Annotated in this window: 23 protein-coding genes; 18 read left to right on the top strand and 5 right to left on the bottom strand. The window is 52.0% G+C overall.

Going from position 1 to position 23,682, the window contains the following annotated elements; all coding sequences use genetic code 11:
• Positions 1 to 147 precede the first annotated feature (147 nt).
• Positions 148 to 2,271 carry a TonB-dependent receptor gene (locus tag KGB18_RS23835; RefSeq protein ID WP_223570564.1) on the bottom strand — a complete coding sequence of 708 codons (2,124 nt, stop codon included), beginning with the start codon at positions 2,269 to 2,271 and terminating at the stop codon, positions 148 to 150.
• A 182-nt stretch (positions 2,272 to 2,453) separates the two neighbouring features.
• Between KGB18_RS23835 and KGB18_RS23830 the strand changes: the two genes are divergently transcribed.
• The 6 genes from KGB18_RS23830 (at position 2,454) to KGB18_RS23805 (ending at position 7,845) form a co-directional block, all read left to right on the top strand.
• Entirely contained in the window at positions 2,454 to 2,819 is a 366-nt protein-coding gene (locus KGB18_RS23830; RefSeq protein ID WP_201060045.1) for a metalloregulator ArsR/SmtB family transcription factor, read from the top strand.
• Positions 2,820 to 2,851: 32 nt separating this feature from the next.
• Complete coding sequence (gene arsH, locus KGB18_RS23825; RefSeq protein WP_052965265.1) at positions 2,852 to 3,568, top strand: arsenical resistance protein ArsH; 717 nt, start codon at positions 2,852 to 2,854, stop codon at positions 3,566 to 3,568.
• A gap of 10 nt (positions 3,569 to 3,578) precedes the next feature.
• Positions 3,579 to 4,583, top strand: a complete 1,005-nt coding sequence (locus KGB18_RS23820) for an ArsJ-associated glyceraldehyde-3-phosphate dehydrogenase (protein ID WP_123721044.1) — start codon at positions 3,579 to 3,581, stop codon at positions 4,581 to 4,583.
• Positions 4,584 to 4,592: 9 nt separating this feature from the next.
• Positions 4,593 to 5,813: an organoarsenical effux MFS transporter ArsJ gene (gene arsJ, locus KGB18_RS23815; protein ID WP_223570563.1), complete on the top strand. Its 1,221-nt coding sequence runs from the start codon at positions 4,593 to 4,595 to the stop codon at positions 5,811 to 5,813.
• Positions 5,814 to 6,141: 328 nt separating this feature from the next.
• A complete protein-coding gene (locus KGB18_RS23810) occupies positions 6,142 to 6,741 on the top strand; it encodes a trypsin-like peptidase domain-containing protein (RefSeq protein WP_052965262.1) in 600 nt (199 codons plus the stop codon).
• A gap of 201 nt (positions 6,742 to 6,942) precedes the next feature.
• Complete coding sequence (locus KGB18_RS23805; RefSeq protein WP_223570562.1) at positions 6,943 to 7,845, top strand: universal stress protein; 903 nt, start codon at positions 6,943 to 6,945, stop codon at positions 7,843 to 7,845.
• Here KGB18_RS23805 and KGB18_RS23800 read toward each other — a convergent pair.
• Positions 7,839 to 8,255: a hypothetical protein gene (locus KGB18_RS23800; RefSeq protein WP_123721047.1), complete on the bottom strand. Its 417-nt coding sequence runs from the start codon at positions 8,253 to 8,255 to the stop codon at positions 7,839 to 7,841. The two genes, KGB18_RS23805 and KGB18_RS23800, sit on opposite strands and share 7 nt — an antisense overlap.
• A 323-nt stretch (positions 8,256 to 8,578) precedes the next feature.
• On the opposite strand from KGB18_RS23800, the gene KGB18_RS23795 reads away from it, so the two are divergent.
• Positions 8,579 to 9,415 carry an undecaprenyl-diphosphate phosphatase gene (locus KGB18_RS23795; protein WP_123356547.1) on the top strand — a complete coding sequence of 279 codons (837 nt, stop codon included), beginning with the start codon at positions 8,579 to 8,581 and terminating at the stop codon, positions 9,413 to 9,415.
• A 66-nt stretch (positions 9,416 to 9,481) separates the two neighbouring features.
• Here the strand turns inward: KGB18_RS23795 and rfaH are convergent, their stop codons facing one another.
• The 3 genes from rfaH to galU form a co-directional block, all read right to left on the bottom strand.
• Complete coding sequence (gene rfaH, locus KGB18_RS23790; RefSeq protein ID WP_123721048.1) at positions 9,482 to 9,988, bottom strand: transcription/translation regulatory transformer protein RfaH; 507 nt, start codon at positions 9,986 to 9,988, stop codon at positions 9,482 to 9,484.
• Positions 9,985 to 10,416, bottom strand: coding sequence for a phosphomannomutase (locus KGB18_RS23785; RefSeq protein WP_052965258.1), 432 nt, complete (start codon positions 10,414 to 10,416; stop codon positions 9,985 to 9,987). The genes rfaH and KGB18_RS23785 overlap by 4 nt, the downstream gene beginning before the upstream one ends.
• 76 nt (positions 10,417 to 10,492) lie before the next feature.
• Entirely contained in the window at positions 10,493 to 11,326 is an 834-nt protein-coding gene (gene galU, locus KGB18_RS23780) for a UTP--glucose-1-phosphate uridylyltransferase GalU (protein ID WP_123356553.1), read from the bottom strand.
• A gap of 603 nt (positions 11,327 to 11,929) precedes the next feature.
• Between galU and KGB18_RS23775 the strand changes: the two genes are divergently transcribed.
• The 11 genes from KGB18_RS23775 to KGB18_RS23725 all read left to right on the top strand — a co-directional run bounded on the left by KGB18_RS23775 (position 11,930) and on the right by KGB18_RS23725 (position 23,677).
• Positions 11,930 to 12,424, top strand: a complete 495-nt coding sequence (locus KGB18_RS23775; RefSeq protein ID WP_052965257.1) for a low molecular weight protein-tyrosine-phosphatase — start codon at positions 11,930 to 11,932, stop codon at positions 12,422 to 12,424.
• A 45-nt stretch (positions 12,425 to 12,469) separates the two neighbouring features.
• Entirely contained in the window at positions 12,470 to 14,698 is a 2,229-nt protein-coding gene (locus KGB18_RS23770) for a polysaccharide biosynthesis tyrosine autokinase (protein ID WP_201060050.1), read from the top strand.
• A 209-nt stretch (positions 14,699 to 14,907) separates the two neighbouring features.
• On the top strand, positions 14,908 to 16,179 hold the full coding sequence (locus tag KGB18_RS23765) for a DUF6369 family protein (protein ID WP_223570561.1): 1,272 nt from the start codon (positions 14,908 to 14,910) through the stop codon (positions 16,177 to 16,179).
• Positions 16,176 to 17,636 carry an oligosaccharide flippase family protein gene (locus tag KGB18_RS23760; RefSeq protein ID WP_201060052.1) on the top strand — a complete coding sequence of 487 codons (1,461 nt, stop codon included), beginning with the start codon at positions 16,176 to 16,178 and terminating at the stop codon, positions 17,634 to 17,636. The genes KGB18_RS23765 and KGB18_RS23760 overlap by 4 nt, the downstream gene beginning before the upstream one ends.
• Positions 17,633 to 18,784: a polysaccharide pyruvyl transferase family protein gene (locus tag KGB18_RS23755; protein ID WP_201060053.1), complete on the top strand. Its 1,152-nt coding sequence runs from the start codon at positions 17,633 to 17,635 to the stop codon at positions 18,782 to 18,784. Before KGB18_RS23760 ends, KGB18_RS23755 begins: the two co-directional genes overlap by 4 nt.
• Positions 18,785 to 18,803: 19 nt before the next feature.
• Positions 18,804 to 19,667 (top strand): polysaccharide lyase, encoded by an 864-nt coding sequence (locus KGB18_RS23750; protein ID WP_123721054.1) that lies wholly within the window; start codon positions 18,804 to 18,806, stop codon positions 19,665 to 19,667.
• Complete coding sequence (locus tag KGB18_RS23745) at positions 19,668 to 20,210, top strand: acyltransferase (protein WP_123721055.1); 543 nt, start codon at positions 19,668 to 19,670, stop codon at positions 20,208 to 20,210.
• Positions 20,211 to 20,252: 42 nt separating this feature from the next.
• Entirely contained in the window at positions 20,253 to 21,227 is a 975-nt protein-coding gene (locus KGB18_RS23740) for a glycosyltransferase (RefSeq protein ID WP_223570560.1), read from the top strand.
• Between the two features lie 35 nt (positions 21,228 to 21,262).
• On the top strand, positions 21,263 to 21,718 hold the full coding sequence (locus tag KGB18_RS23735; RefSeq protein WP_201060055.1) for a hypothetical protein: 456 nt from the start codon (positions 21,263 to 21,265) through the stop codon (positions 21,716 to 21,718).
• The gene (locus tag KGB18_RS23730) at positions 21,719 to 22,195 is read left to right on the top strand and encodes a glycosyltransferase (RefSeq protein WP_123721057.1); all 477 of its coding nucleotides are present in this window, start codon (positions 21,719 to 21,721) and stop codon (positions 22,193 to 22,195) included.
• A gap of 54 nt (positions 22,196 to 22,249) precedes the next feature.
• The gene (locus KGB18_RS23725; protein ID WP_223570559.1) at positions 22,250 to 23,677 is read left to right on the top strand and encodes a mannose-1-phosphate guanylyltransferase/mannose-6-phosphate isomerase; all 1,428 of its coding nucleotides are present in this window, start codon (positions 22,250 to 22,252) and stop codon (positions 23,675 to 23,677) included.
• The last annotated feature ends 5 nt before the right edge of the window (positions 23,678 to 23,682 follow it).

Genomic DNA, 23,682 nt, shown 5'->3' with positions numbered 1-23,682 from the left:
TCAGTTAAGACGCAAATCCCTGTGGGAGCGACGGTGGCACAGTCAACATTGATGTCGTCTGACACACCGCTTTCGCGGGCAAGCCCGCTCCCACAGGTTTTGCATCTTAACGGGCCGGCATTGCGGCATTTGATTTCAGGTTTCCACTCAGAACCGGTAGTTGGTGCTCAGCTCCAGAGTCCGTGGTGCTCCGGGGGTGATCAGGTCCACCGAGCCATGGGCCGAGGCGTAATAGTCCTTGTCGAAGACGTTGCGCAAGCGCAGCGCCATGTCCCATTTCGGCAAGTTGTAGAGCAACGCCGCGTCCACAGTGGTGTAAGCGGGCATGACCACCTGGTTGTCCAGGGCGGTGTAACGATCGTCGACATAGTTCGCCCCCATGCCTACGCGCCAGGTATTGGTCAGCGAGCGCACCAGCCAGAGGTTGGCACTGTGACGCGGGGTCAGGGTTGGTGTCTGGCCTTCGTTGGCAACGCCGTTGGTTCGGTTGTTGGACTTGATGATCTCTGCGTCCAGATAGGCATAGCCGGCATAGACCTGCCACTTGTCACTCAACTGCCCGCTGGCGGTCAATTCAAGACCGTCGGTGCGCTGCTCGCCCGACAGGACCAGTTTGGTCGGGTTCGCCGGATCGGTCGTTTTCATGTTGGTGCGTTCCAGACGGAACAGCGCCGCCGTCAACGCCAGGCGATTGTCGAGCAGGTCCCACTTGCCACCGATCTCGAAGTTGGTGGTTTGCTCCGGCTCAAGGTCCTGGTTTGTAGTGCTCAGGGCGAAGACTTCGGAGGAGGGTTGATAAGAACGACTCACCGAAATGTAGTAGGACTGAACCTGATCAGGCTGATAGACCAGGCCTGCGCGCGGGCTCCAGGTGTTGTCGGTTCGGGACATGGTGGCACGCGTCAGGTCATCCGAATATTCCTGGTCGAACACGTCATAGCGCACACCCAGCAGTGCTTTCCATTGCGGGGTCAGTTCAATCAGATCCTGGACATAGAAACCGGCCGTGTCCTGGGTAGTGGTGCCCTTGGCGGTTTGTCGGTTGGCCTGGAACGGTACGTCGACCAAGCCATCGCGGTACACCGGGACCCGCGCTACGTTGTTCTGGCTGAAGACCGATTGATCCTTGACCTGACGTCCCAGTTCCACGCCATAGAGCAGGTTGTGGTTCATCCCCGCGAGCGTGGTCTGTTGCTTCAGTTCGGTCTGGTTGAACCAGCCGTCTTCCTTGCGCTGCACATTGCCGCGATTGAGCTTTACCAACAGCTCGCCGTTGGGCGCGGTGACGAAACGTGTCGGGCTGGAGTCGGCGAGTGTGTTGTTGCGATCCAGATCGTAGTGGTAGTAGCGGCTGGTGTTGCTCAGGGTGAAGTCGTCGTTGATGCGGTAGTCGACGCCAGCCGTGAACGAAAACACTTCGCTGCGGGTGTAATCGTCATCCGGGTCGGCGGAACCGAAGCGCTTGTCCCGATCGACATCGACCGGGCGATCGCCCCGCGCGGGAATGCCGAAGTCGATCAAGCGTTTGTCGTAGAGGTACGTCGCCCCCAGGTTCAGCTCAAGATCGTCGGAGAGCTTGAAGTAGGCCGAAGGCGCAATGGCCTTGCGATCGATATAGCCGTCATCGCGGAAGGTGTCGCTGTTCTCCAGCGCACCGGTCACCCGGAATGCCTTGTCGTTTTGCTGCTGATCGGCCCAGCCGGCGTCGAACTGCGTGCGCTTTTTACCCTCGCTGTCGAAGCTGACACCTACTTCCTGTTTGGGAGTGAAGTTGGGTTTCTTGCTGATGCTATTGATCAGGCCACCGGATGAGCCGCGGCCATAGAGCACCGCTGCCGGCCCCTTGATCACTTCCACGCGCTCGACGTTGGACAGATCGCGGAAGTACAGCGCGTCGTCACGAACGCCGTCGACGTACATGTCGCCGATGGCACTGAAGCCGCGAATGGTGACCTGGTCGCGCTGGCCATCGCCATTGGAAAGGCCGATACCGGGGACGTTCTTCAACACGTCTTCCATCGACTGCGCGCCCTGATCCTTGATCACGCTCTGGGGGATCACGTTCACCGTTTGCGGGATATCCCGCAGCGGGGCGTCGATCTTCAGCGCACTGCGGCTGTCGGTTGGCTTGTAGTTCTGCTCGCTGTAATCACTGGTCACAGCGGTTGCAGGCAGGGCCAATGCCGATTGGGTTTCTGCTTGCAAATCAGGTACTGCAAAAAGCCCCAGCAGTGAGAGAGAGGCGGGGTAAATGCGCGGTAAAGCCACCATGAGCTCCTTTTTAGTTATTGCGCTAATGATAACGATTACCTTTTGTAAGTAAATAAATATCATTCACATACAGAGTCGACACATTTGCCGTTGACCCATACATGCGGGGAAACGTATATTCGGAAAAACGGATATGTCTGTATTCACCTTTGATGCGTGAACACCCAACGCAGAGAAATCCAATGGCTGACCAACTGACGCCGACCACTGTTTTCAAATGCCTGGCTGACGACAATCGGGTCCGCATGATGCTGCTCATCGCCCGTGAGGGTGAGCTGTGCGTCTGCGAGCTGACCTGTGCGTTGAATGAGAGCCAGCCCAAAGTCTCCAGGCACCTGGCGCAATTGCGTACGTGCGGATTGCTGTCGGACCGTCGGCAGGGCCAATGGGTTTATTACCGACTGCACCCGGATCTGCCGGGCTGGGTGCATCAGGTGCTGACCGTGGTGCTCGAATCCAACGGCCACTGGTTGAGCCCTGATGCCAAACGCCTTGAAGAAATGGGTGACCGTCCCGAACGGGCAGCTGCCTGTTGTCCGGTTCGATGATTCCAGAAGCGCTATTGCGCAGGACAATGACCATGCACGATGACCACATGCCCCAACTCGATACCGAACTGGTTGATCTCCCGTCGACCGACAAGCTCGGCATCGAACAAACCTCCAGCCACAAGCCGCGCATTTTGCTGCTGTACGGATCGACCCGTGAGCGTTCCTTCAGTCGCTTGCTGGTCGAGGAGGCCGCCCGATTGCTACAGCACTTCGGTGCCGAGACGCGGGTGTTCAATCCTTCTGGTTTGCCGCTGCCTGATGACGCTGGCGACGATCACCCACGGGTGCAGGAACTGCGCGAGTTGATGATGTGGTCGGAAGGGCAGGTCTGGTGTTCACCAGAACGTCACGGTTCGATGAGCGCGGTCTTCAAGGCGCAGATCGACTGGGTGCCACTCGCGATGGGCGCCGTACGCCCGACCCAGGGCAAGACCCTCGCCGTGATGCAAGTGTGCGGTGGCTCGCAGTCGTTCAACGTAGTTAATCAGTTGCGGGTGCTGGGGCGCTGGATGCGCATGTTCACCATTCCCAACCAATCCTCCGTGCCGAAGGCCTATATGGAGTTCGACGATAACGGCCGGATGAAACCTTCGCCGTTCTACGACCGTGTCGTGGATGTGATGGAAGAGTTGGTGAAATTCACCTTGCTGCTGCGCGACCGTCAGGACTATCTGGTCGATCGATATTCCGAGCGCAAGGAATCGGCGCAAGAACTCATGAAACGTGTCAATCAGCGCTCCATTTGAAGGGGGAAACATGACGATCAAAGTGGGCATCAATGGTTTTGGCCGCATCGGTCGCCTCGCTCTGCGCGCAGCCTGGAGCTGGCCAGAGTTTGAGTTCGTGCAGATCAATGATCCGGCCGGCGACGCAGCGACCCATGCGCACCTGCTGAACTTCGACTCGGTGCATGGTCGTTGGAATGACCAGGCTGACTCCGAAGGCGACAGCATCGTCATCGACGGCAAACGAATCAAAGTTACCGCCAACAAGGCGATTGTCGACACCGATTGGTCGGGCTGCGATCTGGTGATTGAAGCCAGTGGCAAAATGAAGACCGTCGCGGTGCTTCAGGCCTATCTCGACCAAGGCGTGAAGCGCGTGGTGGTCAGCGCTCCGGTGAAGGAGCAGGGCGCGCTGAACATCGTCATGGGCGTCAACCATCAGCTGTTCAACCCGGCGGAACATCGCATCGTCACCGCCGCGTCGTGCACCACCAACTGTCTGGCGCCGGTGGTGAAGGTGATCCACGAGAAACTGGGCATTCGCCACGGTTCGATCACCACCATCCACGACCTGACCAACACTCAAAGCATCCTCGATCAGCCGCACAAGGATCTGCGCCGTGCTCGTGCGTCGGGCATGAGTTTGATCCCGACCAGCACCGGCTCGGCCACCGCCATTGCTGAAATCTTCCCGGAACTGCGCGGGCGCCTGAATGGCCACGCCGTGCGCGTACCGTTGGCCAACGCTTCGCTGACCGATTGTGTCTTTGAAGTCGAGCGCGTTACCACTGTCGAAGAAGTGAATCAGTTCCTCAAGGACGCGTCCGTGAACGAACTGAAAGACATCCTCGGTTTCGAGGAGCGTCCGCTGGTGTCCATCGACTACCGCACCGACCCGCGTTCCTCGATCATCGATGCGTTGTCGACCATGGTCATCAATGGCACCCAGGTCAAAATTTATGCCTGGTATGACAATGAATGGGGTTACGCGAACCGCACCGTCGAACTGGCCAGAATGGTCGGCCTGGCCGTTTAAGGAGCGGTGATGAAAGCGTTGTCAGCCCTCGCGCCTCAAGTGCGGCAGTACCTGCTCGTGACGGGCAATTACTGGGCCTTCACCCTCACCGACGGCGCTTTGCGCATGTTGGTGGTGCTGCACTTTCACGCGTTGGGCTACAGCCCGCTGCAAATCGCGGCGTTGTTTCTGTTCTACGAACTCTTTGGTGTGATCACCAACCTGGTGGGCGGTTATCTCGGCGCCCGATTGGGCTTGAACCGGACCATGAACATCGGGCTGGGGATACAGGTTGCGGCGCTGTTGATGCTGACGGTGCCAGTGGCCTGGCTGACGATTCCTTGGGTGATGGGCGCGCAGGCGTTGTCGGGGATCGCCAAAGACCTGAACAAGATGAGCGCCAAAAGCTCGATCAAGCTGTTAGTGCCCGACGGGCAACAGGGCAAGCTTTACCAATGGATAGCCATCCTCACCGGTTCGAAGAATGCACTCAAGGGTGTCGGTTTCTTTCTCGGCGGGGCATTGCTCGCCCTGATCGGGTTCAAAGGGGCATTGTTGTCCATGGCGGGCGTCCTGGCGCTGATCTGGGTCAGCAGCTTGATTCTGTTAAAAAAGGATCTGGGCAAGGCCAAAGCCAAGCCCAGGTTTCGCGACATCCTGTCCAAGAGCCGAGCCATCAACATTCTGTCAGCGGCCCGGATGTTTCTGTTCGGTGCTCGAGATGTCTGGTTTGTCGTGGCTTTGCCGGTGTACTTGAGCAGCGTCTTTGGCTGGGACTTCTGGAAGGTCGGTGGATTCCTCGCGGCCTGGGTGATCGGCTACGGCATCGTGCAATCGTTCGCACCGCGAATCACCGGCAAGCAACGGGGGCATGTTCCTGATGGTCGCGCGGCTTTTTTGTGGGCGCTTGCTCTTGCTGGCTTGCCCGCGGCGATCGCTCTGGGCCTGAACACCGGGTTGTCGCAACAGGGGGTGCTGTTAGGCGGCTTGATGGTCTTTGGGGCGCTGTTCGCGGTGAACTCCTCGCTGCACAGCTACCTGATCGTTTCCTATGCCAAGGAAGATGGCGTGTCGCTGGACGTGGGGTTTTATTACATGTCCAACGCCATGGGACGGCTGATCGGCACCGTGCTCTCGGGCTGGGTCTATCAGGCTTTCGGGCTGGGGGCGTGCTTATGGATATCCAGCGCATTTGTTATTTTCGCGGCATTGATTTCTATTGCGTTACCGAGGCATGCCGACGTGAGTTAAATTGCTCTAACAGTGGCTGTTTCTTGAAGTCTGTAACTTTCATTTCAGTTTTTACTTGCGGTTCTGCCATTTTTCAGGCGTCAAATATTTGCAATTTTTTATATGGATCGAAAAGCAATTAGTCTTAGCACAATTTATTCATACGCATTCTTTACAACTTCAGCCATAAATAAACGCACCAGACCAGGCGGCGAGGAAAACTACAAGAACCGGACAACTAAAAGATTCGCCACAATAAAAATCTAATCCTCCTTATAAGTCGGTGATTATCATGATTAAAATCATGACCTACTTTTTAATAGGAGCTGTTCTTGCAGGATGCAACGGTATGGTAAAACCCGACTTGTCGGGGCCTGCCAATGATTCATACTTTTCCGTCTTCTCGGGCTTTCCCTTGCCCTATCTGTACATGGCCTCGGCCGTGCAATGGAACGAAGACTATGCCGTCACCACTCGCCACACCCCCCTCATCCGCAACGTGGAATACAGCTGTAGCACCGGCTGCGACCTCGTCTTCATCCAGCACAAGGCCGACGGTCGCTACCCGTCATGGCGCGCACCGCGTGTGGGTGAACACATCACTGCCGTGGGGGCGAGCCCCTACATGACGACCGTCACCGGGCAAGGCAAAGTGTACCCGGCGCCTTTCATCAATAGCGATGAAGGCAGCGGTGAACGCTATGCCATCCATGATGCCCCGATGATAAAGGGGATGTCGGGTGGTCCCGTCATCGGCAATGACGGCAGTGTTGTCGGTATCAATGTCGGCTTTTTCTCCACCACCCTTAATGATGTGAGTTTTCACCCTGGGTTAAAGGGGGCTGAGAGAGTCAGCATCTTTATCCCTTACTCGATCATTCAGCGTGAATGGGAGCTGATGCAGGTGAAGCTTAACGATCCGCATGGCGCGAAGTATGCGAAGAAGTAACTTCTAGTCGTCAAACATTTGCCCGTCGGAATGTGTCTCATTGTATTGGGTGCAATGAGACACACCTTGGATGGTTAGTCGAATCCAGGCGTATATTGATTGTGTCGATCCAGGTCATTGAGGCGATAGCAGATCGCTGGCGGTGCGACAGACGAGAGGCTGGGGGGCTAGCAGATATCCCAGAACGTTTGGAGGTGTGACATGAGCCAATATCAACGACTCCTTCTAATAGCCGGTCCCACCATGCGTCATACGCCGGCGTTGCAGCGGGCCGTCGCCCTTGCCGAAGCTACTGGCGCAGCGCTGCATATCACGGTGTTTATCGAAGACTTCAACATCATGGGTTTGATACACGCCAGTGCGCGGTTTCGTGAGGCTTGTCAGCAAGAGAACGAAAAATGGCTCAAGGATGAAGCCGATCTGATTCGTGGGCGCGGGATCAACCTGAGTACCGAGGTTCTTTTCACACGCGACGCGCTGCAAGAGATCCTTCAGCACGTGACAACAACGCAGGCGGATCTGGTTATCAAGGACGTGCAGCATGAGTCGGCGCTCAAACGCGTTTTCATCACGCCTCTGGATTGGCATTTGCTGCGTGAATGTCCGGTGCCTGTGCATCTGGTCAGCGAAGTCAGTTGCCCACTTCCGCGCGTGATCGTGGCGGCAGTCGATCCGTCGCACCCAGAGACCCAGATCACTGGAATCAACGACCTGATCATCCAGGCTGCGAACGAATTGGCAATGCAATGCCATGCAGAAATGCATCTGCTGTATGCCTACGATCTATCGCAGACGCATATATCCGATGCGGGCGCGGGTGCTGTCACGATGCCTGGCTTCAACAGCGACGTGCGCAAGTCTTTGCGCAAGTCATTCATCACATTGGCCGATCACTACGGCGTGCCCACCGAACGGCAACACTTCGTTGCAGGGCCGCCCGGTAAAGCACTGGCCGACTTTGCAGCGCATCACAGGGCCGACGTTATCGTCATGGGCAATGCGCATCGCAAGGGGCTGGAGAAGTGGGTGGGCAGTACCACGGAGCATGTCTTGTATCGGGTACCCTGCAACATTCTCGCAGTCGCCGGGCAAGCGGATCAATGAATGGATCCGTTATTAAGTGAACTGGAAAGAGGGCCTCGGCGGCCGGCTCGGGATTTTTTCAGGGCGCGTGCCGAGATATCCCGGTAGGTGTCACTATCGGTCGCCGCTAGCAGCTTTCCACCGTCCTTCATTGTGGCCATAAAGGTCACCTCGGTGTTTTTTCCGGCGAGCAGATAACCGGCGATGGCCCCAACGGGACCGAGCAACATGGCACCCGCGAGCCCCAAGCCTATGGCGGACTTTATATTCTTGTTGGAATCAGTGTTCTGAATGCTCAGGTCTTTGAATTCCGAGACCGGGAAGCTGGTCCCAAGCCGGGGTTTGAGGGACGTTTTGAGGGTAATGGTTCCAAGGTGATATTCCCCGTCGCCCTGCGGGAAGTCACCGGCGAGTACTGTGATCTTTGCCATATGGAGTTTTCTCTTGGGCGATCATTTTTGGGTAGGACATTGCGCGCGCCCAAAGTCAAAACGTCAACGATCCGACGATGAGTGGCATCCATAGATTCGCGATGCACAAGTACCGGTCCTGCAAAACAATTTCATTCGCAAGCGTAGGCCATTTGCAAGAGACCAGCCCGGCGCTCCGACATGGACGTTTTATAACGTTTAGCTCAAGCAGGCAGAGAGTGCGCTTTAATTCTCCGCTGGTCCGACGGGTTTAATCGTGATCAGGATCAAATGCTCGGCATCATCAACAGACCTTTCAGTCGAGAGGGTTTAACGGGGGATTAATGGACTTCTGGACCACCACGCAAGTATCGATTCTAGGGCTGGTTGAAGGACTCACAGAGTTCTTGCCCATCTCGAGTACGGGTCATCAGATCATTGCCGCGGACTTGCTCGACTTCGGCGGTGAGCGAGCCATGGCGTTCAATATCATCATTCAATTGGGAGCAATTCTGGCGGTCGTCTGGGAGTTTCGTCGCAAGATTCTGGAGATCACTACCGGTTTGCCAACCCAGCGTAATGCGCAACGTTTCACTCTGAATTTATTGATCGGTTTCTTGCCGGCGGTTGTTCTGGGTGTGATGTTCGCCGACAAAATCCATGAATATCTTTTCAACCCGATCACTGTGGCCGTGGCGCTGGTGATAGGTGGAGTCATCATGTTGTGGGCGGAACAACGTGAACATGTGGTGGTTGTCGATCACGTTGACGAGATGCGCTGGACCGATGCCTTGAAAGTCGGTTGCGCACAGTGCCTGGCAATGATTCCCGGCACTTCGCGCTCGGGTTCGACGATTATCGGCGGGTTGCTGTTTGGCCTGTCACGCAAGACGGCTACCGAGTTTTCATTCTTCCTGGCGATGCCGACGATGGTGGGGGCCGCGGTGTACTCGGGCTATAAGTACCGCGACCTGTTCCAGTCCGCAGACTTGCCGGTGTTTGCCTTGGGGTTCGTTGCCGCATTTCTCTTTGCGATGATTGCCGTGCGCGGTTTGCTCAAGTTCATCGCCAACCATAGTTATGCGGTGTTCGCCTGGTACCGGATTGCGTTCGGTTTGCTGATTCTGGCGACATGGTTTTTGGGCTGGATCGACTGGAATCATCTCTCGGAAGGGGCGTAGGTTTTTCTGCGTTCATAAAAAACGCCGCTTGTTGAGCGGCGTTTTTGTGTGGGCGTGATGGCAGATCTAAATCTTGTTAACGCCCGCCAATGGCAAGCTGATGTGCTGTTCACGCTGCAGGAAATTCATCATAAGCAGCACCCGTTCCTCGCCGTCCATGGCCAGGAACACCGCCTCAAGATCGGAGAACGGGCCTTCAGTGATGCGCACCGCATCTCCGTGCCTCAACAACGTTGTCACGATCGCCTGACTGTCTCGCTCCTGAAGCTCGTCGATCAGCGCATCGCGGATCGGCAGTGGCTGACCGCCGAACCCGACGACTCGCGAAACACCGCGGGTCGAGCGCAGCGGGCCCCAACTGTCCTGAAGGCTCAGTTGAATAAACAGATAGCCTGGAAACAACGACTCGCTGATCACTCGACGCTGCCCGCGCAAAACGCGCTCACGCCGGTAGGTCGAGCGAAAACAGGCATAGCCCTGGCGCTGTAAATGCTCTTCGGCGCGCTCATCCTGTTTGGGTTTGCACTGAAGCAGATACCAGGCTTTGTCGGCGTGCTCTGCAATCGCGTTCATTCGAATTCCCTCCCAGCATCGATTTGCCTCAGCAGTTCGGCGGTCTTGTGCTGCATGAGCGAGCTGTCGCCGCGACTTTCCACGGTCAGGCAAGTCACGCAACCATCGTCCAAAAGACGCAAGCTCAGACGCCAGTCGGTAAAGACCAGGTTCAACCCATCGCTCTCGTCGATGTCGAGGGCGTCGGCGGCGTAACGCTGTCTGATGCTCGCCAGCAACGCCGGACCATCCTTGACGTGACGGCGGATCTCCCCGGAGGAGGGGAAGGCACCGATGCGCTCCACCAGCAACACCGGCGGTTTCTGCACGCGGGGAAAGATCAGCTCCGATGCGTAGGCACGCACGATGAGGTACGCGAGGTTGTTTTTAAGGTCAGCGCCATACGGGCGGCGACTGTCATCTGCCTTGAAACCGCTCAATGTCTTCATAGAGGCTTCGTCCATAGGGTAATAAAGACCGAAAAATCGATTCGATAACGCACACGTTTGTCAGGGGGCAGCGCCGTCACAAGGTGTTCTGATGCAGATTCTCGAAACAGAAGTTGGTGGCTTCGATGTAACCTTCGGCGCCGCCGCAGTCGAAGCGTCGTCCCTTGAATTGATAAGCCAGCACGCAGCCGTTCTGCGCCTGCTTCATCAATGCGTCGGTGATCTGGATTTCACCGCCCTTGCCAGGCTCGGTGTCAGCGATCAGGTCGAAGATGTCGGGGGTCAGAATGTACCGACCGATAATGGCCAGGTTGGACGGGGCGTCTTCCGGGCGCGGCTTTTCGACCATGCTGTTGACCCGGTAAATACCCTCGCGAATCAGCTCGCCGGCAATCACGCCGTACTTCTGGGTTTGCTCACGGGGTACTTCCTGAATCGCTACGATCGAGCAGCGGAACTGCTCATAGAGCTTGAGCATTTGCGCCAGTACGCCATCGCCTTCCAGGTTCAGGCACAGGTCGTCGGCCAGCACCACGGCGAATGGCTCATCACCTATCAGCGAACGACCGCTGAGGATGGCATGCCCCAGGCCCTTCATCTCCACCTGGCGGGTATAGGAAAAAGTACAGGTGTCGATCAGCTCACGAGTGCCGGCCAGGAACCGCTCTTTGTCGGTGCCGCGAATCTGGTGTTCCAACTCGAAACTGACATCGAAATGATCCTCCAGCGCTCGTTTGCCCCGACCGGTGACGATGGCCATATGTTGCAGGCCGGCGTCGCGCGCTTCCTCGACGGCGTACTGGATCAGCGGCTTATTGACGATCGGCAGCATCTCCTTCGGCATGGCCTTGGTGGCGGGCAAAAAGCGGGTCCCATAGCCGGCAGCGGGGAATAGGCATTTACGAATCATGGAAGCGTCCTTGAAAGTAGACAGATGGAATGGCTAATGGCAGTAGGAAAGGTTCGACTGGTTGTCGGAACCGGCAACGCTGAAGAGTGCGGGCTCTAAATGGCTCGATCACTCGAGAAAAATGTTGGCAACGCTGCATGAGCAGCGAAAGGCCAGTACGCCATGTTTCTCGCAAGGCGCAGGCAGAGAGAAAGATCGCGCGGTCGCTTGGTCGGCGAGCATGTCTGGTTGTTCCACTGCATGCTTCTGATGCAACCCGCTGTAAACAAAGTTATTGCCCAAGGCATCTCTTACCCAACTTCTAACCGAATGTCTGACGCCCTGGCAATGTACTAACGGAACAGCTATATATTAGCTACTCTCTATTTTGGTGTAATTTAGATTGAACGGTCGCGGGAAAGCGGCAATTGTTAGAAATCGTCTGGATAAATTCTCGAACTGTTATTTTCAGTGCTCAAAGAGTGAAATGTTATTTTTTGTCTGAAAAAAAAGTTGGGGGCTGTTCAAGCGTCATGGTAATAAATACGCACTGATGGTTTGAAAGTTTCAGCTGCAGTTACCGGGGTTATAAATACCCGGATTCATTCGTAGTTTAAAGCTCTTATGTTCGGCAAGTGCTATGTCACCGCCAATGTTGACAAGACGGGGAATGTTATCTTGCTTAAAAGGGTTTTGATTGTCTGCGTCGGCAATATTTGCCGCAGTCCCACCGCGGAGTATCTGCTGCGCGGGGCACTCGTTCATTCCGATATCGAGGTCAGCTCAGCTGGCCTTGCTGCCTTGGCGGGCAAACCCATCGAGCCGACGGCACACGCCGTACTCAAAGAGCATGGTCATCAGCCCGATGGGCATGAGGCCGTTCAACTCACGCCTCAAGCTGTCAGCGAGGCGGATTTGATTCTGGTGATGGAGCGACGGCATGTCAGCGGGGTACTCAATATTGCCCCTGAAGCGCGAGGCAAAGTGTTGCTACTGGGCAAATGGCAAGACGATCGCGAAATCAGCGACCCCTACCGTCACGGCAAACCTGCATTTGTGCACGCTTATGCGTTGATCGAAGAAGCCGTACTCGCATGGGCACAGCGCCTGGCGCGCTGATGGCCACTCCTTTTTGAATCGTAATACAGGCAAAGAATCCGACTTATGCAGCAAGCACCGGTAGTTAATGTGCGGGACGACGACAATGACGAGATTGATCTTCTCGGCTTGTTTGGAACACTCATCGACCATAAATGGCTGATTGCCGCGGTTACCGGTGCGTTCATGGTGGCTGGGGTCGCGTACGCGGTGCTTGCGACCCCGGTATACCAAGCGAATGCGCTGTTGCAGGTCGAAGCGAAAAAGAACGATTTGTTGGGTTTCTCCGATGTCAGCAGCATGTTGGGAAAAGAGTCGCCTTCTGCGACTGAGATCGAACTGATCAAGTCTCGTGCGGTGATTGGCAAAACGGTCGATAACCTGAAACTTGATATCGTCATACAACCAATGTACTTCCCGGTGGTCGGTGAGTTCCTGGCTCGTCGGTTCCAGAATAAAAATCCCGGTGAAATAGCCGACCCCTTGTTGGGGTTGAACAGTTTCGCTTGGGGAGGGGAGTCGCTGAAGATATTCAAACTGGATCTTCCCGACTCGCAACTGGGCAAGAAGTTGACCCTGACCGCGGGTGAAAATGGTCATTACACCCTGTTGGACGAAGACGACAACGTATTGGCGGCCAGCCAGGCTGGACAACTTTTCGAACAAAATGGCATTGCGTTTCAGATAGAAGAAATGCACGCCAATCCTGGAACCCGCTTCAGAATCATCCGCAATTCTCGCCTGACCAGCATCCTCGACTACCAAGAGGATTTGGACGTATCCGAGCGCGGAAAAGAATCGGGCATGATCGGGCTGGCGCTGGAAAGCACAGATCCGGATCAGGCCATTAAAACCCTCAATGAAATTGCCGCTATTTATGTACGGCAAAACGTAGAGCGCACTTCAGCTGAGGCAGCGCAGAGCCTGGCGTTTCTCAAAGAGCAACTGCCGGTGGTCAAGAAGGACCTGGAAAAAGCCGGGAATGCCTTGAATGAATACCAGACGCGCAGCAAATCCGTGGACATCACGCTCGAAACCAAAGCCATTCTCGATCAGATTGTCGGGCTTGATACCAGCATCTCAGAGTTGAAGTTGCAGCAAGCCGAGATGGACCGCAAATTCACCCGCCAACATCCCGCCTATCGCGCATTGTTGACCCAGATTGGTGAGTTGAGCAGCAAGCAGAAAAGTTTGGCGTCCAAGGTGGAGAGCCTTCCCTCCACCCAGCAAGAACTGCTGAGCCTGACCCGGGATGTAGAGGTCGGTACTGCCATTTATACCCAGCTGCTGAACAAGTCTCAGGAGCTGGATGTGATGCGCGCGGGAACGGTCGGTAACGTGCGTCTGATCGACACCGCGGATGTCAATTTTTTCAAACCGGTCAAACCGAAAAAAATCTTGATTGTATTGATCGCCACGATTCTTGGCGGCTTCCTGGCGGTTGTCCTGGTACTGGTACGCAAGGCACTTAACCGGGGGCTGGAAAGTCCGGAAGCCATCGAGCAACTTGGGTTACCGGTCTACGCATCGATTCCTTACAGCATTCTGCAGAAAAGTGAAGAAGACAAAGTCTCTCGCGGACGGGGACGTTCCGGCGCAGGTTCTACATTGCTGGCCGTCACTCATCCCACCGATCTGGCCGTCGAGGCGTTGCGCAGTTTGCGTACCAGTCTGCACTTCGCCATGCATGAGGCTGGCAATAACCGCCTGATGATTTCCGGGCCTAGCCCTCAGGTGGGTAAAACCTTCGTGTCGGTTAACCTCGCGGTGGTGATAGCACAAACCGGGTTGCGGGTATTGTTGATCGACGTCGACATGCGCAAAGGCTATCTGCACAAAGTGTTAGATGTTTCTTCAGACAATGGGCTCTCCGATATCTTGGCCCGGCGCTGCGATGTAGCCACCGCAATCCATAAGACCCAAATCGACAACTTCGATTTTGTCAGTCGAGGCCAAATCCCGCCCAATCCTTCCGAGTTACTGATGCACGCCAATTTCAGCGCGCTATTGGAGCAGGCGAGCGAGCTATACGATCTGGTGATTCTCGATACGCCGCCGATATTGGCAGTGACAGACGCGGCGATTGTCGGGCGCTTGTCCGGGACCAACCTGATTGTGACGCGCTACGGACTGAACCCGGCGAAAGAAATCGAGTTGACGGTCCGCCGGTTCTCCCAGAATGGCGTTTCCATTAAAGGTGCGATTTTTAACGGCGTGGAGAAAAAGGCCTCCAATAAATACGGGTACAGTGATTATGGTTATTACCACTATGCCTACGCCTCCGACAAAAATTGATGAGTGTTGAACGGGTCGCGTCATAAATTCAGATTTTTGACGGCGTTGCTGTTGTTCTTGAGTGCTTGTCGTTATTGCTACGCGGGATCATGCCAATAGGCATGATCAAACCGATATTTCATGGAAACACCACGTCCTGAGGAAGATGACGAAAAATCCTGGGGCGGTAGCGTGTCAAATGACAACATCAGCATAAAGAATACCAAACCATGTTCTACCTGTTATCGCTTATCGCCCTGTCAGCGGGTTTGCTTGCAGTAAAAACCCCAAAATACTCAATTGTATTTTTGGGCATCATGCTATCTGTCATCCCCACCGGGAACTCCTACAGCGAAATAATATCGTTAAAAGGCCTCTATTTTTTTGATTTCTATATAGCCGGTGCACTGAGTGCATTGCTGACAAGACAGGTCGTGGCACAAAAACTTCAATTAACAGTGCCCGCCGGCCTTCTTTTTGGCTGTGGGCTCTATGTGGTACTACTCGCGTGCGGCCTGATAGGGTCCCCGAATAAGTACTTATTGAAAGACATCCGACCTTTTATAATGATCCTGTCATTTATAGTGCTCACGAACATAGCCACCCTTGCAGCAAAAACCTTGACGCTGCAAACGGTACTGAAAATATTAATTGCGATGACAGCTTTCAATATACTGGATATCGCTTGGTTACGATTGGGGCTGTACAGTTTTCAAGACGTCTACTATGAAGAAAACGCCTACAGGTACCTGGATGGTGGCACGTATGCAGCCGTTGCATATTTAATATACTACTTCATAGATCCTGCGGTATTTGAGAACAAAAAGAAGCTGGCGAGAATCTGTTTGATGACTTCATTCATCTGTTTGTTTATCGCCAATTCAAGATTCATTTTCGTTTCTGTTTTTGCAGCTGTCATCATCCACCAATATACAAAGCCTGCTCGAATGATAGGCGTCATACTATTAGGTTCAGTCGTGCTACTGGCCTTCATTGGGGTCAGCAACATGATCGGTGCTGATCGAATCAATGACGGTTTATCATCTGAAGGCCTGGCGGTTCAGCTAACCACTCGCTTCAGCCCTGCGCTGGACTTGATACGCAACATGAATCCCATGCACTACTTCGTTGGTCTAGGAGCCGGAACTCCTTTTGAAATCCCCTGGTTTGAATACCGTGGTCTCGATGACAAAAACTCGAATATCGACAGTGCTTACTTAACGTATTTTGTTAAATACGGGGTCATCGGCTTGTACTTGCTATTTGTATTCACTACGTCCATTACCCATCACTTAAAAACCCGGGTTGCGGTATCAATAGCCACCTTTCTGGCGCTGATGTTCATCGTGTCAGCCACGCCTTATCAGCCGTACGCTATCGGAATCGCTTATAGCGCCATCATTTTACGCGTCGTCGCGGAGCACGCCGGCAGGCAACGTAAAAAAATGCTGACATTTCATCAACCGCTGATAGCCCCATCCTTTCAGGTTAAAGCCAGATGAACAACGCACTGTTGAAAAAGTTCGTGTCCAGTACTGCATGGAGTTTCATTTCAGCCGTGGCCACGAAAGTCTCGGTTGTCATTACCGGCATCCTGGTCGCCAGAGTACTGGGTGCACAATCATTTGGAGAGTATGGCCTGATACAAAGCGCCATTGTGATGCTCGCCAATGTCGCAGCCCAAGCCACAACGACGGCGACGGCTAAACATATTGGTCAATTTAAAGAGACTTCCCCAGAAAAAACGGGCAGAGGTATCGCTCTAACGCTGATATTTGCCTTATCTTTCAGCGCCATGATCATTGGTATCGCTCTGTTTTTTCCGCTTTTCTTCTCTAACATCATTCTTGGCTCCGACAATCTGAAATATGTATCACTGATTGTATTGAGTACCATCACCTTCATCATTTTGTCTGGATGGACCCAAGGGTGTTTAACCGGTTGGGGGCAATATCGGTCTATTGCAACGATCAATGGAATTATCGCCATCGTCGCGATCCCGGGGACTTACTTCCTGACGACAAAATTCAGACTCAATGGCGCCTTGCTGGGACTGGCATGCTCTCAACTGTTAATTGTGTTTTTTAGCGCACTCGCGTGCTGGAAAACACTAAAGGCAAAGAACACTACACTCAGTTTCAAAGGTGTAATGACTGAAAAGCATACCGTTCTTTCGGTCGGGCTCCCGGTCTTGCTGACAGGCCTGATGGTCGCCCCGATGAATTGGCTCGCGAATAAATTGTTGGCAGAAACAAGTAACGGACTCGCCGCGTTAGGAATGTACGCAGCCGCCATGCAATGGAATGCAATATTCTCACATGTCTCCGTGGTATTAGGTTCCGTGCTTGTCCCGATGCTAGCCGCAACCCTGGGAGGTAAAAGCCGGAAGCTAGACGCCTTGAACTTTCTATCCGGCTGGTTAGTCGTATTGATTGTTATACAGCCGGTCATCATGTTCCCCGAACTGCTGGCAAAACTCTATGGGGACAGCTTCCTTGGCCGGGACTTTGAAGTAACGTTGATTCTGGTCATTCTGGGGTCGCTGCTAAGTGCCTTTAAATCCGGTATCTCAAGAAAAATGATCGTGATGGATTTGGCGTGGTACAGCGTCATGAGTAATATTCTATGGGGTGTATTGTTCATATCCGGAGCTTTGCTTCTGAGGGAGGAGGGCGCCGTCGGCATTGCAAAAGCATTCATTGGCTCGCAATTAATACACTTTCTGCTTGGCCTGCCCTATTTCGTATACAAAAAAATACTGCCCTTGGAATTACTCGTCTCCCCTAGAATTCTGATTTTGTGGACGTTGCCTTTTGTCAGTTTCATTTCGAGCACATATATTGAAAGCGCCCTGTATCGATTGATGATAGTGGTCATGATCTTTATATACATTGTTGCAACAACGTTTACCTTGAATACTATGTTCAATGAACCCGTAGAAATTGGAAACCCAGCATGAATTCCAGTAAAGTTTATATCCGTGGTGCTTACGGTCCTGGTAATCTAGGTGATGACATACTAATGTTGTGCGTCATCAATATTCTGAAAAAGAGATTCAAAGAGTCGGACATTGCAGTGGGTGTCGACCATCCGGATGTCGCCAAGAATTTTAACCCGCGCATAAAATGGTTACATATCAAGGAACCTGTCAAAGCTGATCTGGTTGTTTTGGGCGGCGGCGGTCAGTTTTTCTCGTTCATTCCTCCGGCCAAGAAAGCCTCCACTCTTTCGCTTAAAGCGTCAAAGCTTTATAAGAGTGTAAAAGCCCAAACCGATTTAAAATCCACACTGTTACGTTTGTATGTAGGGATGCGCGGCGGCATCGACAAGATTTTTTTCCATCGTCGTCTTGCTGCATTCTGTATCGGTTTAGGCCCATTTGATGGTGGTGGCAAGCAGCTGACTCGCGCAGTCAGTGTCATTAATCGTTGTGACTATATTTCCGTCAGGGACGGAACAAGCCAAAAGCATTGCAATGCGTTTGGAAAATCAGATGTGGATGTGTACACGGACCCGACCCTACTTTCCGATCTGTGGATCTCCAGCAAAGATCTGAACATAAACAGCGCAAATAAAAACAAATACCTATCCTTTATCCTGCGCGATTGGCCGCATGACGTGAATGGACAAAAATTCATCGAGGCAATGGTTCAGGCCGCTCATGAACTGTCCAAACGTGGTGAACAGGTTCGTCTAGTATCACTTTATAAAGAACGTGACCAGCATCTTATCGATAAGCACCACACGTTTGAATGGTTGTGCTGGGATGCCGCAATCGACACGCCAGAGACGTTCATGGCGAAATTGATAGTTGAATCCGATGTCATTATCAGCGCCAGGGCGCACGGCGTGCTTCTGCCTGCCTCTTTAGGTTATCCAACCATCGCTGTTGAAATCGAAAACAAACTGAAAAAAGTCCATGAAATGCTTCCGCGTGGCACCAAACTGGTCAGCGCTCCTGACCATAACCTGATCATGGCGACCATTAGCGAATTCAGACAATCCAAAGAGCAAATGGCAGAGCACCTCAAGCAAGAGATTTCACAGAGATCATCCATCGCACAAAATGCTGTCGATGATTTTTTGAAGTGGGTCGATAACAAATAAGATTCGAGGGGCAACTGACGTGAAAACAAAAGGCTCGACGCTACTCGCTTTAGCTTTTTCTCTGCATGTGGCTACGAGCGGTGCGTCAGACGTAAACGACAGCTGCGAGCAAAACATTGAAAACATCTATCCGTCACTTCCAGATGTTTCACAGACGTTTACCAGTCGTCAGGGTAAAGCCCAAGTACAGGAAAGTATAAAAGGCAGCGCTAATTTAACCAACAAAGCCTACAGCAACGAAATCAAAGACATCAAGGTACATTATCCCGCCGGGTCGTACGATCCAGGCTCGATGGTCCGGTTGGGTTTACCCTACGGGGGAATTGAATTCAAATCCAGGCTCAAGCAATCGGGTAGAGAATGCCTGATTCTTACTTATGAATTGAAATTCGATAAAAACTTTGATTTTGTAAAAGGCGGAAAACTTCCGGGTCTCTACGGCGGCACAGGCAATACAGGAGGGAAAATACCTAACGGCCATGATGGTTTTTCCACTCGCTACATATGGAAAGAAAATGGCGTTGGCGCAATCTATGCCTATTTACCCACCAGCAAAACATGGGGGACAGCAATAGGCTTGGGCTCCTGGACCTTTAGTGTCGGGCGATGGCACGTATTAGAGCAACTCGTAAAATTAAATACTCCGGGTCAAGCCGATGGCGTGATTTCTATTTGGTACGATAGAAAACTGGTGCACTCTGAAACCGGACTGATATTTAGAGACACTAAAAACTTAACGATCGATGGTTTGCTGTTCTCTACTTTCTTCGGTGGAAACAACGCATCTTTCGCTACACCTGCCAGTACCAATATTCGGTTCAGGAATTTCGTGATGAGTTCACGTCGCATCGCTAATACATCAGGGCAGGGCGCAGGTAACTAGATGAAAAACTTGAAGCTTAATACCAAGAAGGTAGTGGTTGCCTTATTTAATACGGCGCTTAGCCTGGCTTTCTTTTTCAACTTGAGACGTTCACTGCTAAGGGCAACGGGATGCCGCATTGGCACCAAAACTACTGTCCATAGAAGGGTCATTTTTTTTTCATTTGGCAAATTCTCAATAGGAAAGAACTGCACAGTAAATTACAACTGCTACATGGATAATAGGGCTGGAATCAGCATCGGCGACAACGTCAATATCTCCCACAACACAAAAATTTATACACTGGGGCACGATATCGATGACCCCATGAGTAATACAGTCGGGAAGCCAGTTGTCATTGGAGATAACGCGTGGATCTTTCCCAATGTGATGATAATGCCAGGAGTCACAATAGGAAAAGGTGCGGTTATTTATCCCGGCAGCGTTGTCACGCGCAATGTTGAAGAGTATTCGATCGCGGGAGGAAACCCGGCTAAACATATTCGGTTCAGAAATCAAAACATTCTGTACAGCGCCGACTTCCCTATTTGGTTTGCATTGTAATGCACTCAATTTTCCCGACTATCCTTTATGCAGGATTCTGAAGTGAAATCATTAATGATCGCATGGGTTGGCTATCAACGACGCGCCGACACAATGAAACAATATTGGGCGTATGACATTCTGCACCTCCCAAACAGATTCAAAAAAAAATATACACGACCATTGGACTATTTGATTAAGTCTTTTAAGACGATCAAAGCGCTTTTCGTCAATGCACCTGAGGTTGTTTGGGTCCAGCTGCCCCCGAGCCCTGTGTTGCACATAGCATTGGCCTACAAGTTTTTGGTGAACAGACGCCTCAAGATTATCGCTGACGCACACAATAGCCTGTTGCGCAAACAGTGGCTAACTTTCCCGGGGACGGTGTCTTTACTCAACAAAATCGATGCTGTTGTAGTCCACAACTTCAAAGTCAAAGAAGAGTTATCTCACGCAGGCGTTAACGCAGAAAACATTTTCATCCTGGAAGATTTGCCGTGTGATTTTAAAGCCTCGCCCGCCAGTGATCATCAGACCCCCTATGTGCTTTTCCCTTGTTCTTTTGACATCGACGAACCGATAGAAGTCGTTATTAATGCAGCCAGGGAGATGCCTCATATAAACTTTCTTATCACAGGGAAGCATGAGGGCAAGTTGTCGGAGGCGCTCATAGAGTCAATGCCAGCCAATATCAAGCTTACGGGTTTTCTGAGCAAATTGATTTTTGAACAACTATTGTGTAACGCGAATGTCGTTCTCGGTCTGACAACGCGCGACAATGTTCAATTGAGTGTGGCCAACGAAGCGGTCAGTGCCGGCAGGCCGATGGCACTCTCGAACACGACGGTACTGCGCTCATTGTTTTCGGACGCGGCCGTATTTGTTGAGACATTAGACCCCCTGTCAATAAAATTCGGGGTATCTCAACTCATCGAAAATGAAGAACTCTATAAAGAAAAATCAGCCCAGTTAAAAGCCAAGCGAATAACACGCTGGAAGGGCCAGGCGGAGTTATTAAGAACAGCCGTTATTATCTAATGATGTCTATTAATCCTGACAGGAAGGGAACCGTCATGAGTCAATCGTATGATGTTTTACTGATTTGTTCCGGAGGTGGGCACTGGGTACAGATGAGCAAACTGCTTCCTGCTTTTGACGGCCAAAAGGTTAACATTGCCACCGTCGATATCAGCGTTCACTCACAGTATCCACTTCACGATTTTGTTAAAGTCCCAGACTTTAATAGAAATGAACCCTTGAAGATTATTAAGGGCTTCTATCAGATCTTCAATATCGTTTACCACAGCAAAGCAAAATACGTCATCTCTACGGGTGCGGCACCGGGTCTGCTGGGTTTGATCACCGCAAAGATCATGGGAAAAAAAACGCTCTGGATTGATAGCATTGCGAACCCCAAGAAAATCTCTCTGTCCGGCAGAATCGCTTCTTACTTTGTAGATGAATTGCTCACGCAGTGGCCCACTCTTTCGGAAAACAGCAGGGCTCAATATAAAGGGAGGATTGTATAAATGATATTCTGCAGCGTTGGCACTCAAGCACCGTTTGAGAGAATGCTCAGCTATTTAAGTGAATGGAGTCATGCAAACCCTCATGTCCCTATTGTTGCCCAAGTCGGCGATAACGAAAAGGACTTGGGCCGCATTACCGCGTTCAAGACAATAGCCGAACCTCTGTTTTCCAAAAACTTCAACACCTCAGCAGTCGTTGTCTCTCATGCGGGCATGGGTAATATCATTCGCTCGCTTGAACTGGGAAAACCAATAGTTATCGTGCCTCGGGATAGCAACCGTGGTGAGCACATTAATAACCATCAGTACGACACTGTCGAGAATTTTTCGAGCTTTCCGTCTGTTTTTATTGCCTATGATAAAGATGATTTTTTTTCGGCTATCGATTCAGCACTCAATTACAGTAACGCAGAGAGTTCGCTGGACTTCACGGAGAGAGATCGTTTGATCGATTATATAAAGTCGTTCACGTCTTAAACCTTCGCTGTTTGTCGACACTCTCTCATCACCTTTAATCATTGAGTAATCGCTATGATCCCAGTTATTTTATCTGGCGGCTCAGGTACGCGCCTGTGGCCGCTTTCAAGATCTCTCAAGCCAAAACAATTTATATCGTTACACGGTGATTTGAGCTTGTTTCAAGCCACTTTAGATCGAATAAAAAATCTATCTACAGAGGGCGAGAGCTTAAGTCCTCCGATCATAGTTTGTAATGAAGATCATCGTTTCATCGTGGCTGAGCAAAGCAGATCCCTGGATATAAAGCCACAAAAAATACTGTTGGAACCCGCTGCACGAAATACCGCCCCCGCTATAGCGGCCGCGACACTGGCAGCCTTGGAGGACGGGGATGATCCTATCCTTTTGGTTTTAGCCGCAGACCATGTCATCACCGACATTAACGCTTTTAAAGCTTCCCTTGCGTTGGCCAAGGTGGAAGTCAACAAAGGGCGAATTGTCACTTTCGGCGTTGTACCTACTAAGCCAGAGACTGGCTACGGCTATATCCGTACGCAAATTGACACTGCCGAAGGCGTTGCGCACGTCGAAGCTTTTGTAGAAAAGCCCGACCTGGAAACAGCACAAAGCTACCTTGCCCAAGGAAATTATTTCTGGAATAGCGGAATGTTTATGTTCCGCGCCTCCGTCATGAAATCTGAATTGGAACGCTTGAGTCCTGACATCGTTGTTGCCGCAGAACTTTCTCTCTCCAACGCGGCGCATGATCACGACTTCACAAGGCTCAATCAAGTGGACTTCGTGAACGCGCCCAATGTGTCAATTGATTATGCGGTCATGGAAAAAACCAACATCGCGTCAGTCGTTATCCTCAACTCCAGTTGGAGCGATCTTGGCGCATGGGATTCGGTTTGGGAAGCGGGCCTGAAGGATGAAAATGAAAACTGCATACAAGGGGATGTGTTGCTGCAAGGCGTTACCAACAGTTATGTCCACTCCAGCCATCGTCTAGTCACTGTTTTAGGTATAAGTGATGTCGTTGTCGTCGAGACTTCGGACGCAATATTGGTGACGACCAAGGAGCACTCTCAAGACGTCAAGAAAATAGTGTCTGAACTCACTAAAAACAATCGAGTCGAGGGCGCTAGCCATCGTGAAGTCTATAGACCCTGGGGAAAATATGACTCAGTAGACCAAGGTCATAGATACCAAGTGAAGCGAATCACCGTCAAACCTGGGCATAAACTTTCTGTTCAACTTCACCATCATCGGGCAGAACACTGGATCGTGGTATCAGGCACCGCAAATGTGCAAATCGGTGACAAACAGGTGTTACTGAGCGAGAACCAATCCACCTACATACCCATTGGGGTTGTGCACTCTCTTGAAAATCCAGGGCGAATCCCCCTTGAGTTGATAGAAGTTCAATCGGGTTCCTACCTTGGCGAAGATGACATTGTTCGTTTTGAAGATCGTTATGGCCGCCTCGAGCTCATTTAAAGGAG

It is taken from the genome of Pseudomonas sp. BF-R-26, assembly GCF_019947395.1.
Lineage (GTDB): Bacteria > Pseudomonadota > Gammaproteobacteria > Pseudomonadales > Pseudomonadaceae > Aquipseudomonas > Aquipseudomonas farris.
This window is presented reverse-complemented; position numbering and strand designations above follow the sequence as displayed.